The sequence below is a fragment of the Paenibacillus sp. RC67 genome, assembly GCF_030020805.1.
Lineage (GTDB): Bacteria > Bacillota > Bacilli > Paenibacillales > NBRC-103111 > Paenibacillus_S.
Window position 1 is genome coordinate 2,478,468 of sequence record NZ_CP125098.1, and the last position, 16,906, is coordinate 2,495,373.

General features: G+C 46.4%; 16 protein-coding genes. 12 read left to right on the forward strand and 4 right to left on the reverse strand.

Going from position 1 to position 16,906, the window contains the following annotated elements:
- The first annotated feature begins 53 nt into the window (after positions 1-53).
- The 11 genes from dnaK to QMA13_RS11230 all read left to right on the forward strand — a co-directional run bounded on the left by dnaK (position 54) and on the right by QMA13_RS11230 (position 11,072).
- Positions 54-1,895 carry a molecular chaperone DnaK gene (dnaK, locus tag QMA13_RS11180; RefSeq protein ID WP_282941442.1) on the forward strand — a complete coding sequence of 614 codons (1,842 nt, stop codon included), beginning with the start codon at positions 54-56 and terminating at the stop codon, positions 1,893-1,895.
- A gap of 207 nt (positions 1,896-2,102) precedes the next feature.
- Complete coding sequence (dnaJ, locus tag QMA13_RS11185) at positions 2,103-3,218, forward strand: molecular chaperone DnaJ (RefSeq protein ID WP_282941443.1); 1,116 nt, start codon at positions 2,103-2,105, stop codon at positions 3,216-3,218.
- Positions 3,219-3,423: 205 nt separating this feature from the next.
- Positions 3,424-3,573: a YfhD family protein gene (locus tag QMA13_RS11190; RefSeq protein WP_282941444.1), complete on the forward strand. Its 150-nt coding sequence runs from the start codon at positions 3,424-3,426 to the stop codon at positions 3,571-3,573.
- A gap of 28 nt (positions 3,574-3,601) precedes the next feature.
- Positions 3,602-3,994, forward strand: coding sequence for a hypothetical protein (locus tag QMA13_RS11195; RefSeq protein ID WP_282941445.1), 393 nt, complete (start codon positions 3,602-3,604; stop codon positions 3,992-3,994).
- Between the two features lie 108 nt (positions 3,995-4,102).
- On the forward strand, positions 4,103-5,080 hold the full coding sequence (gene prmA / locus QMA13_RS11200) for a 50S ribosomal protein L11 methyltransferase (RefSeq protein WP_282941446.1): 978 nt from the start codon (positions 4,103-4,105) through the stop codon (positions 5,078-5,080).
- Positions 5,081-5,090: 10 nt separating this feature from the next.
- On the forward strand, positions 5,091-5,768 hold the full coding sequence (locus tag QMA13_RS11205; RefSeq protein WP_282941447.1) for a site-2 protease family protein: 678 nt from the start codon (positions 5,091-5,093) through the stop codon (positions 5,766-5,768).
- Between the two features lie 140 nt (positions 5,769-5,908).
- Positions 5,909-6,712, forward strand: coding sequence for a 16S rRNA (uracil(1498)-N(3))-methyltransferase (locus QMA13_RS11210; RefSeq protein ID WP_282941448.1), 804 nt, complete (start codon positions 5,909-5,911; stop codon positions 6,710-6,712).
- A 5-nt stretch (positions 6,713-6,717) separates the two neighbouring features.
- The gene (gene mtaB, locus QMA13_RS11215; RefSeq protein WP_282941449.1) at positions 6,718-8,058 is read left to right on the forward strand and encodes a tRNA (N(6)-L-threonylcarbamoyladenosine(37)-C(2))-methylthiotransferase MtaB; all 1,341 of its coding nucleotides are present in this window, start codon (positions 6,718-6,720) and stop codon (positions 8,056-8,058) included.
- An 81-nt stretch (positions 8,059-8,139) separates the two neighbouring features.
- Positions 8,140-8,568 (forward strand): NUDIX hydrolase, encoded by a 429-nt coding sequence (locus QMA13_RS11220; protein ID WP_282941450.1) that lies wholly within the window; start codon positions 8,140-8,142, stop codon positions 8,566-8,568.
- A gap of 190 nt (positions 8,569-8,758) precedes the next feature.
- Entirely contained in the window at positions 8,759-10,132 is a 1,374-nt protein-coding gene (locus tag QMA13_RS11225) for a class I SAM-dependent rRNA methyltransferase (protein WP_282941451.1), read from the forward strand.
- Positions 10,133-10,475: 343 nt separating this feature from the next.
- The gene (locus tag QMA13_RS11230) at positions 10,476-11,072 is read left to right on the forward strand and encodes a nitroreductase family protein (protein WP_282941452.1); all 597 of its coding nucleotides are present in this window, start codon (positions 10,476-10,478) and stop codon (positions 11,070-11,072) included.
- Between the two features lie 114 nt (positions 11,073-11,186).
- Here QMA13_RS11230 and QMA13_RS11235 read toward each other — a convergent pair whose 3' ends face one another.
- Genes QMA13_RS11235 through QMA13_RS11250 form a run of 4 tightly spaced genes read right to left on the reverse strand, consistent with a single transcriptional unit; the run spans position 11,187 to position 15,437 of the window.
- On the reverse strand, positions 11,187-11,375 hold the full coding sequence (locus QMA13_RS11235) for a hypothetical protein (RefSeq protein ID WP_282941453.1): 189 nt from the start codon (positions 11,373-11,375) through the stop codon (positions 11,187-11,189).
- Positions 11,372-12,679: a Ger(x)C family spore germination protein gene (locus QMA13_RS11240; protein ID WP_282941454.1), complete on the reverse strand. Its 1,308-nt coding sequence runs from the start codon at positions 12,677-12,679 to the stop codon at positions 11,372-11,374. The genes QMA13_RS11235 and QMA13_RS11240 overlap by 4 nt, the downstream gene beginning before the upstream one ends.
- Complete coding sequence (locus QMA13_RS11245; RefSeq protein ID WP_282941455.1) at positions 12,676-13,770, reverse strand: GerAB/ArcD/ProY family transporter; 1,095 nt, start codon at positions 13,768-13,770, stop codon at positions 12,676-12,678. Before QMA13_RS11245 ends, QMA13_RS11240 begins: the two co-directional genes overlap by 4 nt.
- Positions 13,767-15,437 carry a spore germination protein gene (locus tag QMA13_RS11250; protein WP_282941456.1) on the reverse strand — a complete coding sequence of 557 codons (1,671 nt, stop codon included), beginning with the start codon at positions 15,435-15,437 and terminating at the stop codon, positions 13,767-13,769. The genes QMA13_RS11245 and QMA13_RS11250 overlap by 4 nt, the downstream gene beginning before the upstream one ends.
- Positions 15,438-15,642: 205 nt before the next feature.
- Here QMA13_RS11250 and QMA13_RS11255 point away from each other — a divergent pair, with 205 nt between their 5' ends.
- Entirely contained in the window at positions 15,643-16,743 is a 1,101-nt protein-coding gene (locus QMA13_RS11255) for a rhamnogalacturonan acetylesterase (protein WP_282941457.1), read from the forward strand.
- Positions 16,744-16,906: the final 163 nt, after the last annotated feature.

A 16,906-nucleotide genomic window follows, 5' to 3' on the forward strand; every position in this document is an offset into this window, starting at 1 on the left:
AACATAAACGCTTCAAGCGATTGTTTGTAAATTTAAAGGAGGTTTAATCCAACATGAGTAAAGTTATCGGTATTGACTTAGGAACAACGAACTCTTGTGTAGCCGTAATGGAAGGCGGAGAAGCGGTTGTTATCCCAAATCCGGAAGGTAACCGTACAACTCCTTCCGTAGTAGGCTTCAAGAAAGACGGAGAGCGTGTAATCGGTGAGACAGCTAAACGTCAAGCGATCACGAATCCAGACCGTACAGTTATTTCCATCAAACGTCACATGGGTACAAACCATAAAGAAAACATTGATGGCACTGAATATACGCCTCAAGAAATTTCCGCTATGATTTTGCAGAAGCTGAAAGCTGATGCAGAAGCATATCTTGGAACGACTGTAACTCAAGCCGTTATTACGGTTCCTGCTTACTTCAACGACAGCCAGCGTCAAGCAACGAAAGATGCGGGTAAAATCGCTGGTCTTGAAGTTCTGCGTATTGTCAACGAGCCAACGGCAGCTGCTTTGGCATACGGTATGGAGAAATCCGAAGACCAAACCATCCTGGTTTATGACTTGGGCGGAGGTACCTTTGACGTATCCATTCTTGAGCTGGGCGACGGTTTCTTTGAAGTTAAAGCTACGAGCGGTGACAACCGTCTGGGCGGCGATGACTTTGACCAAGTTATCATCGACTATTTGGTAGCTGAATTCAAAAAAGAGCAAGGCATCGACCTTAGCAAAGATAAAGCGGCTGTTCAACGTTTGAAAGACGCTGCTGAAAAAGCTAAGAAAGAACTTTCCGGTGTATTGACTACGACAGTTTCCCTACCGTTTATTACGGTAGTAGATGGAGTTCCTCAGCACTTGGAATTAAACCTGACTCGTGCTAAATTCGAGGAAATCTCTGCTGCGCTTGTTGAAAGAACCATGGGACCTGCACGCCAAGCACTTAGCGATGCTGGCTTGTCCGCAAGCCAAATCGACAGAGTTGTTCTTGTCGGTGGTTCCACACGTATTCCTGCTGTTCAAGAAGCGGTTAAACGTTTGATCGGCAAAGATCCGCATAAAGGCGTTAACCCTGATGAAGTTGTAGCACTTGGTGCAGCTGTTCAAGCAGGCGTATTGACTGGCGATGTAAAAGATGTCGTTCTTTTGGACGTAACTCCATTGTCCCTGGGTATCGAAACAGCTGGCGGCGTGTTCACTAAAATGATCGACCGCAATACAACGATCCCTACAACAAAATCCCAAGTATTTACTACTTATGCTGACAACCAGCCAAGCGTAGAAATTCACGTGCTTCAAGGTGAGCGCGCAATGGCTAACGATAATAAAACATTGGGACGCTTTATCCTTGGCGACATTCCGCCGGCTCCACGCGGTATTCCACAAGTCGAAGTTACCTTCGATATTGATGCGAACGGAATCGTTAACGTAAACGCGACGGATAAAGGCACAGGCAAAAGCCAAAAAATTACGATCACTTCCTCCAGCGGTTTGTCCGATGAAGAAATCGATCGCATGATGAAAGATGCTGAGTCCCATGCGGATGAAGACCGTAATCGTAAAGATTTGGTAGAGGCTCGCAACAATGCCGATCAGCTGGTATACTCTGTAGATAAAACGATTAAAGATCTTGGAGATAAAGTGGACCAAGCTGAAATCGATAAAGCAAATGCTGCTAAAGAGAAAGTCAAAAAAGTTTTGGAAGGCGACAACTTGGAAGAAATCAAAGCCGCTACAGAAGAATTGACTGAAGTGGTTCAGCAGCTTTCCGTAAAATTGTATGAGCAAGCTCAACAAGCACAAGCTGGTGATGCTGGAGCCGCTGGCTCTGAAGGCGCATCGAAGAAAGACAACGTCGTAGACGCTGATTTCGAAGTTGTCGACGATAAAAAGCAAGGTTAATTTCCCGGTAGTTATACCCTATAGTGTATGGAACGGTCAAAGCCGCCTGTCGGCTTTGACTTTCCCTATGTAGAATAGGAATTTGGCTATTGGCGATAAAACCTACTTGCTTATGAAGCGATTTTTGCTATAGCAAAACTTTAGGTCGTTCATCGTGGGATACGTCGTTAGACGTTTTCTCATGGCTTTAAGAATGGGAGTGGAACAATGAGCAAACGCGATTTTTACGAGGTACTTGGGGTAGGCAAGGAAGCTTCGCAAGATGAAATTAAAAAGGCTTATCGCCAAATGGCCCGGCAATTCCATCCAGACGTTAACAAAGCTCCAGATGCTGAACAAAAGTTTAAGGAAGCGAAGGAAGCTTATGACGTTCTAAGTGATGACCAGAAAAAAGCGCAATATGACCGATTTGGTCACGTCGATCCGAATCAGGGAATGGGCGGCGCCGGCGGTGCCGATTTTGGTGGCTTTGGCGATTTGTTCGATATGTTTTTTGGTGGCAACGGTCAACGTCGCAACCCGAATGCACCTCAAAGAGGCAACGATTTGCAGTACACGCTAACTATCGAATTTAAAGAAGCGGTGTTTGGCAAAGAAACGGACATTCATATTCCGCGCACGGAAACTTGCGAGACCTGTCATGGTAATGGTGCGAAACCTGGAACGAAGCCTGAAACTTGTACCGTGTGTAAAGGCAGCGGTCAGCAGGAAGTCATTCAGAATACGGCTTTTGGCCGGATCGTCAATCGCCGGGTATGTTCGGCCTGCGGAGGCCAGGGCGTAACGATCAAGGAAAAATGCGGCACTTGTCACGGATCCGGAAAAGTGAAAAAACAGCGCACTATTCATCTTAATATTCCTGCGGGCGTTGATGACGGAGCTCAGCTTCGTGTTTCCGGTGAAGGCGAATCGGGTACCCGCGGAGGTCCAGCCGGTGATTTATACGTTGTCATTCGCGTGAAGTCGCATGATTTCTTCGAGCGTGAAGGCGACGATATTTATTGCGAAATCCCTCTGACCTTTGCGCAAGCTGCGCTTGGTGACGAGATTGAGATTCCTACACTAACTGAGAAGGTTAAGCTGAAAATTCCGGCCGGGACACAAACCGATACGTACTTCCGCTTGAAAGGCAAAGGCGTACCTCGTTTAAGAGGTTACGGTCAAGGGGATCAGCACGTGAAGGTCGTTGTCGTCACGCCGACGAATATGAATGACGAGCAAAAAGAACTGCTGCGAGAATTTTCCCGCCTCAGCGGAGAAAACACTCATGAACAGCAGCAATCCATCTTTGAGCGCATGAAAAAAGCGTTTTTAGGGGACTAAAGGGAAGGACACACTGCAGGGAAACCCGCAGTGTGTTTTTTTAAAAATAATTTAAGTTAAGGGGCTCCCCGCAAAGTACCTGAATTCACTTCGAAGCTAAAGACTTCACTTTGTGGGGTTATTTTATTTTGAATATTAACATCGGTTTTGCGGACAATAGGAGGAGGTTTTTTAACTTATTTAGAAAAAGGAGTGTTGGTGACTCATGCCTAAGAAACAACAATCGAATCAACAAAATCAGAAGCTGCTTGTAGCAAAGAACGAGGATGTTGAATATAATGCTGAATTTGCCGATGAAGAAGATCTGGAGGCTCTTGAACGTGCAGAGCAGGCAGATTCCAGACAGCAATCTTGAGACCTAGGTTGCAGGAGGCGAACTAATTGTGACTGAAAAAAGCATATTGGCCTTTTTCCAATCTCCCGATCAAGCCGAACGGATTGTACCCAAGCTGAAAGCATTGCGAGTAGTCGATGTTTCAGTGGACTCCATTCATCATAATGGTGCAGCAGGTGTCAGTGAGTCCATGAACCCGGTAACCGGGACTTTCCCTGGACTCTCCTTTTTGACCTATGGAACGGAAGGGCAAGGAATCGATGAGCGGATTCTCTCCGCGGCAAGTGTTGATGCAAGCGGTATGAGTGCGCCTATGGAAGAAGTGTTTGGTGGAGATTTTAGCGGAACGGATCGGATGGATACCCTGCTAACCGTTGTCGTTAATGAGCCTTATTATGAGCAAGCTCTTCGCGTCATTACAGAAGCCGGAGGGAAAATATAAGGCAGGTCAAAAGCTTCCTGATTCGGGAAGCTTTTTTGTTTGCAAGAATTATTGTATACTGGGAATCATGTGCATTGCCTTAGTTGAACGTTTAGGGAGGATTTAGACATGCGTTGGCATGAAGTTACCGTACATACGACAGAAGAAGCAATTGAGATGATTTCGAATTTTATCCATGAGCTCGGAGCAGGCGGGGTTTCCATAGAGGAATCAGGAACCTTGAACAAGGAGAGAGACACATCGCTTGGCCAATGGTACGAGAAGCCGCTTAACGATATTCCAGAAGGCCGTGCTATAATCAAAGGTTATTTCTCCGATAATACGGAAATGGATACCATTATGGAATCTTTGAAGCGCTCTGTCGAGCAGTTAACCGAGTTTGACGTTGATACAGGAAACCCGACTTATGAACTTAAAGAAGTGGACGATGAGGATTGGGCCAATGCTTGGAAGCAATATTTCAAGCCTCTTCGCATTTCGGAACGTTTGACGATCAAGCCAACTTGGGAGGAATATAATCCAGGACCTGAGGAGCTGATTATTGAGCTGGACCCAGGAATGGCTTTCGGCACAGGTACTCATGCTACTACTTCCTTGTGTCTTAAAACGCTGGAGAAGGTCATTCAAGGCGGAGAAGATGTAATCGATGTAGGCACAGGCTCCGGTGTACTTGCTATCGCAGCGTCCAAGCTAGGGGCTAAGCATGTTTTGGCTGTAGATTTGGATCCGGTAGCTGTGTCCAGCGCTACGGAAAACACCAGATTGAACGGGCTGGAGTCCAACATTACGATTAAATTGTCCGACTTGCTCGGTGTTCTTAGAGAGAGCGAAGTGGCGGGCTCTGAGGTATCGTTGGGCGTGAAAGTACCGGTACAGGTCGTAGTAGCCAATATATTGGCTGAAATTATTCTTCTGTTTGTGAAGGATGTCTATGATGTGCTGGCACCAGGCGGTACTTACGTTGTGTCTGGAGTTATCCAAAGCAAACAGAAAGACGTTGAAAAAGGATTGGCTGAAGCAGGATTTACAGTCACTGAGGTCCATGAGGATCAAGATTGGGTTGTAATTATCGCTCGAAAGCTGTAGTTGGGAGGCAATGGATTTGAGTTCATTTTTACCGTTTCCGCTGGAGCAGCTTCCCTTTGTATTCATCGTGCTGCTGATAGGCTTCACGATACATGAATTTGCTCACGCCTTTTTTGCCGACCGGTTCGGGGATCCAACTCCCCGTTCCATGGGACGGCTGACGTTAAACCCGAGAGTTCATCTGGATTGGCTCGGGATGATCTTTTTTCTCATTATTGGAATAGGCTGGGCTAAGCCCGTACTCGTTAACCGTTCCAAATTCAAGAGTCCCCGTATCATGGGAATCATCGTTTCGATAGCAGGACCTGTCAGCAACCTTATTCTTGCATTTATCAGTCTTATTGTGTTTTATTTGCTGATGAGGTTCCATGCATTGGACAATGTGTCCAATGGGGTTAGCGTGGCAGTCAAGCTGTTTTTTAACTTAATGATTTTGCAAAATATTTTTCTGTTTATTTTGAATTTGCTTCCGCTGCCTCCTTTGGATGGCTATAGGATCGTTGAAGATTTGCTTCCGACCTCCATCATGATGAAAATAAAGGCTTATGAGCAATGGCTGTTTTATGCCATCCTGTTAATGTTCTTTATTCCACCGATCCGGAGGGTAACGATTGGGCCCGTATTCGCCCTGCAGTGGGATATTCTTGATGCTATGAATCGAGTTGTTTTTATGATCTTCGGCAAATAATCTGTAGGGGGAGCTGGAGAATGATTAGTGCTGATCCCCCTTGGGTATTGCTGTAAACGGTGGCTTTTTCATAAAAAAAGTTGTATGATGAAATTTGATTCCTAAGCAGTTGACATGAGAAAGAGGAAGTAGATAATACCATGCAGCGTTACTTTATTGCTCCTGAGCTTTTTTCGGACACGTCTGTTGCGATCATCGGAGACGATGCCCATCATTTGGGGCGCGTCATGCGTGCAAAAGCGGGAGATCAAGTTATTGTTAGTGATGGAATGAGCCGTGAGGCATTGGTAAGACTTAGAGAGCCGGAGAAGGATCGGGTAGAAGCCGATATCGTTGAATGGCTGCCGATGACCCAAGAACCGGTGGTTGAAGTTTGGATAGCGCAGAGCTTGCCCAAGGGCGACAAGATGGAGCTCGTCATTCAAAAGGGAACCGAGATCGGCGCAGATCGGTTTGTTCCGTTTGTTTCGGAGCGGACAGTAGTCCAATTGGATGCTAAAAAAGAAGGAAAACGAATTGAGCGTTGGCAAAAGATTGCCAAAGAAGCTGCCGAGCAGGCTCATCGTAACCGAGTACCTGGTGTTGAGACACCCCATTCTTGGAAGCAGCTTTTACAGCTGATCCCGCAAATGGATGCTGCTTGGATTTGCTATGAGAAGCAATCCGGATTAACACTAAGAAAACAGATTCAAGAAGCTTTGTCCAAAAGCAAAGCGTTTCGTATAGATTCGTCTGACAGTGAAGCAACCGGAGAATTGGGACAAAGATTGAAGCTGATGCTGATCATTGGCCCTGAAGGCGGTTTTACTGAGCAGGAAGTAAAAGCGGCAGAAGCGGCAGGCTGCCATTCTGTTAGCTTGGGAAGACGTATATTGCGAACGGAAACGGCAGCAATGGTTGGTCTTACATGTATTTTGTACGAAACCGGTGAGATGGGAGGATAACGAAGATGCCTACAGTTGCGTTTCATACGTTAGGCTGTAAAGTTAATTTTTACGATACGGAAGCGATTTGGCAGCTGTTCAAGCATGAAGGCTATGAACAGGTCGATTTTGAGTCAACAGCGGATGTATATGTTATCAACACTTGTACCGTAACCAATACGGGCGATAAAAAGAGCAGGCAGATGATTCGTCGTGCGGTTCGCCGTAACCCCGAAGCGATTATAGCTGTCACAGGCTGCTATGCTCAAACCTCTCCTGCAGAGATTATGGCGATTCCCGGTGTGGATCTCGTCATTGGTACACAGGATCGGGATAAAATTATTCCTTATGTTCAGCAGCTTGAGAACGAGCGCAAACCGATTAATGCAGTTCGTAATATCATGAAAACCAGACAGTTCGAAGAGCTGGATGTTCCTGATTTTGCAGATCGTACAAGGGCATTTCTGAAAATTCAGGAAGGCTGTAACAACTTCTGTACATTCTGTATTATCCCTTGGTCTCGCGGTCTGATGAGAAGCCGGGAGCCGGAAAGCGTGTTGAAGCAAGCGCATATGCTCGTTGATGCAGGCTATCAAGAAATTGTTCTGACAGGTATTCATACGGGCGGGTATGGAGAAGATATGGAGAACTACAGTTTAGCCAAACTGCTGTGGGATTTAGATAAAGTGGACGGGCTCAAACGTATTCGTATCAGCTCTATCGAAGCGAGTCAAATCACTGATGAAGTGTTGGAGGCGCTCCAAGGGTCGGATAAAATGTGCCGCCACCTTCACATTCCGCTTCAAGCCGGTCATGATGCGGTTCTAGCCAGAATGCGCCGTAAGTATACGACGGCTGAGTTTGGTAACAAGATTGAAAGAATCCATAAGATAATGCCTGGAGTCGCCATTACGACTGACGTCATCGTCGGCTTCCCTGGAGAAACGGAAGAAATGTTCCGTGAGGGCTACCGCTTTATGGAGCAAATGCAGTTCTCCGAAATGCATGTATTCCCGTACTCCAAACGTACAGGAACTCCTGCAGCACGTATGGAGGATCAAATTGATGAAGAAATTAAAAATGTCCGTGTACACGAGTTGATTGATTTGTCTGAACGGATGCAGCTTGCTTATGCTAAGCAATTTGTCGGGCAAGTTCTTGAAGTCATCCCGGAACGCGCCCATAAAGGTGAGGCGAACAGCGGGCTTATCATGGGCTACTCCGATAATTATATTCAGTTGGTATTTGAAGGAAGCGAAGATTGGATCGGCAGCGTATGCAATGTGAAAGTGACCGAGGCGGGTGTTAATGAATCCCGTGGGCAGCTGCTGCGTCTTCCTGAAATGCCGCGAGTATTGATCGTGTAGAGCAGTAATAAGCAAGGATTTCATTCTGGTTATAGGGTGAAATCCTTGTTCTTTCTCAACTAAACGGAAAGGGTGGGCCGCATGAAAGAAATATCTGCTGGAGGGGTTGTTTTTCGTAAAGAAGGAAATGAAACGCATGTTCAGATGATTCAGGATCGCTATGGCAAGATCACGCTTCCCAAAGGGAAAATGGAGCCTGGAGAAACCGTGGAGCAAACGGCGCTTCGGGAGATTTTGGAAGAAACGGGTATTGTCGGAGCGATTGTGGAGCCCATTGAAACGATTAAATATCAATTTACAATGTCAGGTGTCGGTCTTGTCGATAAGGAGGTTCACTACTTCCTGGTTGAGGCAACAGGAGGAACACTACATGCTCAGGTCGAAGAAATTCGTGGGGTAGAATGGCTTCATCCGCTCGAGGCATGGCACCAACAGACCCATTCCGGTTACGGAAACAACGATAGTGTATTGAAGAAGGCATTACATGCTTTAGGATATGAAGTAAAGTGACTTTAACGCCATAGCATAGGTCCAAAGGATTTAAGCTGATGTGCAAGAAAGTCTTGTCTTCCATCGCGTAAGCTCCAAAACCACCAGACTTGTGTCCTAGCTCTGGTGCTTTTCATTTTATTAAAATAAATAGTGTTTAGGCAGTAAGCTATGGCTTGCTTCACAGCGCATTTTGGGAGGAACGGCTACATTGGCATCGATAATATTAAACAAGAAAAGAAAGAAACGGTTGGAAGCAGGTCATCCGTGGATTTTCAAAACAGAAGTAGAACGACTCGAGGGTGAGGCAGAGCCAGGTCAGCTAGTAGAAGTATATAACCATTTGGGGCAATATGCGGCGACAGGCTATTGGAATCCCGCTTCTCAGATCGTCGTGAGAGTTGTCTCCTATGAGCCGCTGGCGGAAATGACGCATGACTTTTTCGTGGAGCGGTTTCAACGCTGCTTAGAGCATAGAGAGAGATTTCTGCAGGATGCGAGATCCTATAGACTTGTTTACGGCGAGGCGGACTTTTTGCCTGGCTTGATTGTAGATCGTTTCGAGAATAGTTTAGTCGTTCAAATATTGACGCTCGGCATGGACCGCGTTCGTGAGTCTATTGTATCCGCGTTAGTAGAGGTGATGCGCCCCTCCGGAATTTACGAGCGCAGTGACGTATCTGTACGCGAATTGGAAGGCTTAGAGCAGCGCACCGGGCTGTTGTATGGAGAATGCACGCAGCATGTTCGCATAACAGAGAACGGATTGCTGATGGATATCGATATTATGCAGGGCCAGAAAACCGGTTATTTCTTTGATCAGCGTGAAAACCGTGCAGCCATTGCTCCACTGATGCTAGGTTGGGGTAAACGAAGCGGGATCGAGCTGAAAGAGGTCGTGACAGAAGACGGTACAACCCAAGGTATTAAAGCACCTTTCAATGCCAATGGCAAGCAGGTAACTTTTCCGTTATGGGATGGCGCGACGGTGCTGGAATGCTTTTCCCACACAGGAAGCTTTACGCTGAATGCGTGCAAATACGGTGCAAAGAAAGTTACTTGCCTGGATATATCCGAGCACGCTATTGAAAGTGCGAGGACGAATGTGAAGCTGAACGGCTTCGAGGATCGAGTAGAATTTGTTGTCGCTGATGCTTTCGAATACTTGCGCGAGCAGGTCAGGGGCCAAGATCAGCGATTAGAACGTGGACAGGCGGACAAGAAGAAGGTGGACACCTCTCAGCCGCTTCAAGCCAAAAGCAAAACATGGGATGTCGTTATTCTTGATCCTCCGGCGTTCGCCAAAACGAGAAGCGCAGTAGAAGGGGCTTGCAGAGGCTATAAGGACATTAACCTCCATGGAATGAAGCTGGTCAATGAAGGTGGTTATCTAGTTACAGCCAGCTGCTCGTACCACATGAAACCGGAGCTGTTTTTGGAGACCATCCACGCTGCGGCAATCGACGCCAAAAAAATATTGCGGTTAATCGAATTTCGGGCTGCGGGCAAGGATCATCCTCGTATCCTAGGTGTGGATGAAGGGCATTACCTTAAATTTGCGATTTTTGAAGTTAGAAGTAAATAATGGGGATAGACTAACCCAAATAATGAAACAGCGGCGAACTGGGAAATAATAAAAATTCCTAGACAGCCGCTGTTTTTTATTAAGGTTAGGTTATGAATTTTTACATTGACTCGAAGCTTACGATAGCCTACCTTCCGGTCCCATATTGAATTTATCCATTCCTCTAGTTCTTCATAAGCGGTAAGCAAGCCAACTGCGGCTTTTTTTGCTTTTTAAGGGTACGGGATGCTTGTGCAAGCAAATGGGCTTGAAATTACAGTGTGCTGAACTTATAATGGTAATGATAATTATTCTCAAATGTTAGATTAGAAAGCAATGGCTAAGAAAAGGTGGTAGTCGACAAATGACTCAATTGATCAATATAGAAATGCCTTTATGGGAGGCTATTAAAGACCGTAGAAGTGTAGGAAGAGTGAAGCAGGACCCTGTAGATATTTCATTAATTGAGACGCTGTTGGAAGCAGCGAATTGGGCACCTAGTCATCATGCCACAGAACCGTGGCGCCTCTTCGTCATGACGGGGGGCGGTAGACAAGCTCTGGCAGATGCTTATGCCGATATTGCGGCGGAGGCAGCCCCAAATGCAGTTTATGAAGAGCTGCAGACGTTGAGACGTAAGGCGGGTGATAAAGCCTTCCGCGCGCCAGTGGTCATCGCTGTAGCTGTTTCACCGTCTACAGCACCGAACGTGAATCGAATGGAGGAATTTGCCGCAGCGCATTCCGCCGTCCAGAATATGCTATTGACCGCACATGCTCTGGGTCTTGGCGCTATATGGCGTTCAGGTGAGCCTGCCTATCATCCAAGAATGAAGCAAGCGTTCGGCTTGACTGAATCGGAAGCAGTAGTCGGCTTGATCTATGTCGGTTACCCTGATATGCAGCAGATGTCAGGCAAAAGAAAGCCGGTGACTGACAAAACAGTATGGATGACAGAATAGTCTCCTACAGGACGAACTCCTTACAGCTAGAAGCTATCAAGCTTCAGCGAGAGGGAGTTTTTTGTTTGACCTTCAAATATAAGGGGTCCACGAAACTCTCCGTTCACATCGTATTTACCGATTATTGATATATAGCGTAATTAATGTTGGCATCACGAGAGTTAGGCAAGCCATCATCCCCACTCCAATAGCCCCGCGATAGTTTTTTTGTCTCCATAACTTGGGAGCGAGACTGCCGACATATACGCAGCCCCAGAGGGATATAACGCACAGAAGGAACAATTTGAAGGTTTGCACGATCATTGGATCTCATCTCCTTCCATAGCAGGACCGACTTGGTCTCCGTAACGACGCATTTTAAAGTTGATGTCTACATCGAATTCGATATCTTTTATTCGCTTGTCCCATTGAAACTCATCCCACTCTTTTTGTGTAGAAAAGGTTGTTTTGACGCGGTTATTGATATGATAACAATCCGTTTGCCATTCATGGAGTGTCTTACGGAGCAGCTCGATGGATTGCTCCCTGATTTGCTTCTCGATACTTTTTTCAAGTTTTTTTTCATTTTCCGGTTTCGTGTAGTCTACATTCGTTTGAACACTTATTAAGTCTCCTTCCATAGAGGCATGAAAGGATACCTTAACTGAATCGTTTGTTCGGGTGACCTTCATCTTGATTTGCCTTTGAGCTTTCATATCGATGGTAAGATTCAGTTTGGTGTCTGCGGGATCAGAGAAATCCCAACTTGTCTTCAAAAAGTCGCCGCGCAGCATATTCAGAATACGCGTTTCGGAGCCTTTGAGAAAGCCAGCAAGTTTGCTGCTCTTGTACACAGCAGTGCCAAAAAATTCAACGGGCGTTTCTCCCGCTCTGTGGATTTTACCTGCGTTTTGATTACCGGAAAAGGGCTGAGAAGCTTCTGAGCCGGATGTCCCAACGGGTTCTGGAAAGCCTGCCTTATTCTGTCGAACATCAATACGAGGAGCGGTTTGAATGGTAATCGCACCACTCCCGACATTCTCAATATCCATAATAAAGTCGTGAAACCGGGGATTGCGCGGGATCACAGATCCCATATCATTCGGATCCAACTCCAGCTCGAACCATAAGCTGATATCCGTTTCCGTTGTGGGCATGATATTTTTGATAAAAGTTTCTGCTTTTCCATGGCTAGTCAGAACGTACATGGTTCTTCTAAATTCACGATTACGCACAACCTCGCTTAGGATCGGCATAATTCCTTTACGAGCTATCGTTTCACCAAATATAAATACCTTCGAGTGGATAAGGGTGAGCTTACGGGCGATAAAGCTTTGGCTTGTTTGGATGGCTGTAGCAATGTTCGCGCTTTCCACCGTGTAAAGGGAAAGGATCTTCTTTTCACTGCCTCCCGAGCTTTGTCCCCCTCCTCCAGAGGAGACATTAATGGACTTCGGTGCAGCAATCGCGAAGGTGAATAGGTAATCATTTTGGGGTCCAGGGTCAACGCCAATTGCAACAATGAAGGCCATATTCTCGGGATCCAGCCGATCCCAGCAGCCGGACAACAACGGCACTAACAAGACGAATACCAGTGAAGTTTTAATTCCCCGCCAAAAGCTTCTCACGACTTTTTCCCTCTCTGCCTGTACATCCCCACGAGCCATGTTAAAATAGGCAAGCAAATGGAAAAGATAGAACCGTAATTCCGCAAAATATCTCGATCCAAAGCTATCGCCTCCATCTCGCTTTCTGGTAGAATCGAGAAGCTGTACACTAAAATGGCTAGAGGAAATACAAGCAGCCGATGCTTGGGCAGATGCAAAATTTGCGATAAAGTAGTCGCGCTGCAATACATTCCTACCGCGAGTTTAATTACAGTACACAGCAGCCAAACGACCAGAAAAATGATTTCCACCCGTTGGATCCAACGTCCCGATATAATGATCCTGCTAATTTCGAATACCGGTGTATTAATTCTGGAAATGGTTGGATATGGAAATACAAATAGACAAACTATGACCGTACTTAGCAAAATTAAAGAAGAGACGCCCATACACCACCACCCCGCGCGTCCCCATTCTTGCTCTTTACGCATGAGTGGCAGCAGAAATCCGAAGACAAGCATCTCGGAGAATAAAGAGGTTTTGATAATGCCGGAACTCAGGATGATCGATTTACCGTTTCCCCATAGGGGAGCTAAGGCATCCGATTCCGCATGGGTGTATAGTCCGCCAATAAGCAGGACCAACAGACTCGATAGGATTAACCCGAGAAATAACCAGGATATGCGTCCTAATGCTTCAATCCCAGAGTGGGCCACAACGGATACAGGGAGTAGAAGCGACACGAGGATGACGGTAAGTGGTGTTTTGATCAAAATATCGGTCGCCAAAATCTCCGAAAATTCTCTAAGTACGATAAAGGTGATCATGAAAAAGAAGATGAAGTAACTTAAATTAATTAGGGTGCCCACATAAGGTCCCATGATTTCTTCTGTACCCGTAATAAGGGATGAGCCCTGCTTGCTGTTCTTGATGACACCACGTATCCCAAGCCAGGATAAGGGACAAAGCAGCATGGCAATGAGAACAATCATCCACGCGGCAGTTCCGCCGAGTTCAGTCATCGACCTAGGAAACGGCAGGAAGATTTTGGTTATGATAAAAATAATCCCGATCGATGTCACTTCGCGTACACCGATGTGATGCTGTCTCACGGTTTTTCCTCCTTTTGCGGATTATTTGTATTCGTTGGTATTTTGTTGATAATTTTGGGACGGATAGAGAAAGGACGGAGCCTTTGATTTCGCAATGCTCCTCTAACCATGGTGTCATTGCTCTGACGATGCGGCGTAATAGGTGCAAGAATTGGCACGCCGAACGAGCTGCTACCTACCCTGAAGGATAACAGCATCATGGATAGAAGTACGACTCCAACCAAACCGAGAAAGGATGCGGCAAGCAAATAAACAAAGCGGAGAATACGTGCGGCAAACTGCATGTTGTAGTTAGGAATCGTATAGGATGCCAGAGCGGTTGTTGCCGTGATAATAACGACAATGGGACTTACGATATTGGCTTGAACTGCAGCTTGCCCGAGAATCAGGGCCCCCACGATACCGATGGTAGGTCCGATGACACTCGGTATCCGAACTCCTGCTTCACGTATCAGCTCGAACATCGATTCCAGCATAAAAGCTTCTGCCGCTACAGGAATCGGGACTGTTTCCCGTGTTCCTGCAATGGCTACAATTAATGGCGTTGGAATCATTTCCTGATGGAAATTGGCGACACCGACATAGATGGCCGGTAAATACAACGAGATAAAGAAGCCGATAGTACGAATTATGCGCAGAAAGGTGCTGTAAGGCCACCTTAGATTTGCATCCTCCGCTGTCTGCAGGAAAAGAGGGAAGTGCGCTGGGACTATTAATGCAAAGGGTGAGTTGTCAACAATAATGCCCACATAGCCTTCGGAAATATGGGCTGCTACCCGATCGGGGCGCTCCGTCCCTAGAACATTGGGATAAATAGCATTGGGATGATCTTCAATGAATTGTTCAATCATCCCGCTATCGCCGATGTAATCATACTGGATAGCGGCAATACGCTTTCGGGTTTCAGAGACAATCTCTTCATTAGCGATCGATTTTAAATAGATCATGGCAATCTCGGTTCGCGATATCGTGCCCACCCTGCCCCATTCGACCATGAGGTCCGGTGTGCGCAGCCGCCTTCGGATCATCGAGACGTTAGTTTCAATATCCTCTGTAAAGCCTTCGTTGGAACCACGTACGACTGTCTCGGTTCTCGGGGCATCAATGGCTTTTTTCTCCCAGCCCTGGACTTGTACTATTACGGCCTCGTCCATTCCATCTACGAAAATTGCGGCTGAGCCCTTCAAAATATCGTTCACAATCGTTCGAAGCAAGTCAGTGGAAGAGACCTGACATTCCGTTATGATTTCGCCCATGATGGTTTCAGCGTTCATCCAAGTGTCTTCTGGCAGGTGCATAGTCATCAAGGGTAGGAGTGTTGTCCGGTTCAAATGCTCCCAATCTACCTGGCCTTCTAAATAAATAGCAGCCCCAAGTAAGGTAGAGTGTCCAATCAGAAACTGACGCACGATGAGTCCGTGGTTCTGAGGATAAGAGAAATGCTGCTTAAACCACTCCATATTAACGCTCAGTTGGGTTGACAGAAGTCCGTAGTCTTTCACCAGATCGTCCAGCTGCGGCATACTTGTTGTTTTAGCCTCCGAGCTTCCCAGAGGAGTAACCTCCTCAGACTGATTCTGGTCTCCCCAATGGCCTAAGGAAAAACGATTAGGGTCGGCCTCCAAATCCGCTATGAAGTATTTTTTCATTTTCTTCCAGCGGACCATGTCATTCATCTCCTGTATCGTGAGGGATATGTGCTCATTCTTGTATAACATTACCAGTCAATAATGAAGATAGTTTGTACTGTAACCCATAGAGCTATTCATTAGCGTCCGTAACGTATCCGGAAAGCGGTTGTCATGGTATGATGCTATGAGAGGAACAGAGCAGTCTAACGCAAAAACAAGCTATTACAGGAGGGACTTGGAGATGAAGGTTAACTATCAATTTACGCTCATTGAGGATGAGACCAGCCCTAATTCGATTCTGATCGATGAATCCACTGCTTATGCTTGTTCACGAGGCTATGGTTACGCCAGATCGGTTAAGCCATCAAAAAATGAGGATCTGCGTGACTCCTGGCCGGGAGATTACTTTGACAAGCCGGTGCCAACGTTGTTAGTGGATGTGCCGTACGGAGCCTACAAGGTGTCCGTCACTGTAGGTAATTCAGAAGCAGCCTCTGTAACCACGGTCAAGGCTGGACTCGGCAGACTTATGCTGGATAACATTCGTATGGAAGCAGGGCAGACGGCTCGGCTTGCCTTTGCTGTATTTGTTGAAGATGGTCAGCTGAAGCTAGCATTTTCGGGGGAAGCGCCAAGTGTAAGAGCTATCGAAATCGAACGTGCACCGCATCTCCCTACGCTATTTTTGGCTGGTGACTCTACGGTTACGGATCAGCCGTCCGGTCAATATCCCTATGCTGGTTGGGGACAGATGCTAGGCAAGTTTCTAGGTCCTGATATAGCAATATTGAACCATGCCCGCTCTGGAAGAAGCTCGAAGAGCTTTATTAAGGAGAATCGGTTGAACAACATCTGGAACAAAATGAAGGCTTCTGATTATTTGTTCATTCAATTCGCGCACAACGACGAGAAAGATAACGACGGAGGAACCGAGCCGTTCACATCATATCAGCAATATTTGAAGGAATACATCGACGGTGCCCGTCAACGGGGGGCCTATCCCGTATTGGTAGCCCCAATGCACAGACGGTTCTTTGATGAGCAGCACTGCATTAAAAACACTCACGGAGAGTACATAGAAGCGATGCGGCAGCTTGCGGAACAGGAAGGTGTACCGTTTCTGGATCTGGCAGCCAAAAGCAAACGTTTGTTCGATAATCTGGGTGAAGAAGCTACCAAAGCCATCTTTATGTGGGCTGATCCTGGAGCTTTGCCTAATTTGCCAGAAGGCGTTCAGGACAACACTCATTTTAGCCAATATGGCGGCGTGGAAATGGCCAAGTTGGTCGTGGAATGCATTCAGGAAGCAGGCAGCGAGCCATTGAATAAGTATTTGCGTTAAATTTCATTGGAACTGAGTATAGAGAGCCGGAGAGCTGCAGAGCGTCCGGTTTTTTGTATTAGTTGAATCTTAATAAACGCTACGATTGAAGTTTTTAGAGAACATTTTGACTCGTATTGGGCTATCTTCTGCAGTTTGAAGTTATCGGAACAAATGTTCTTGT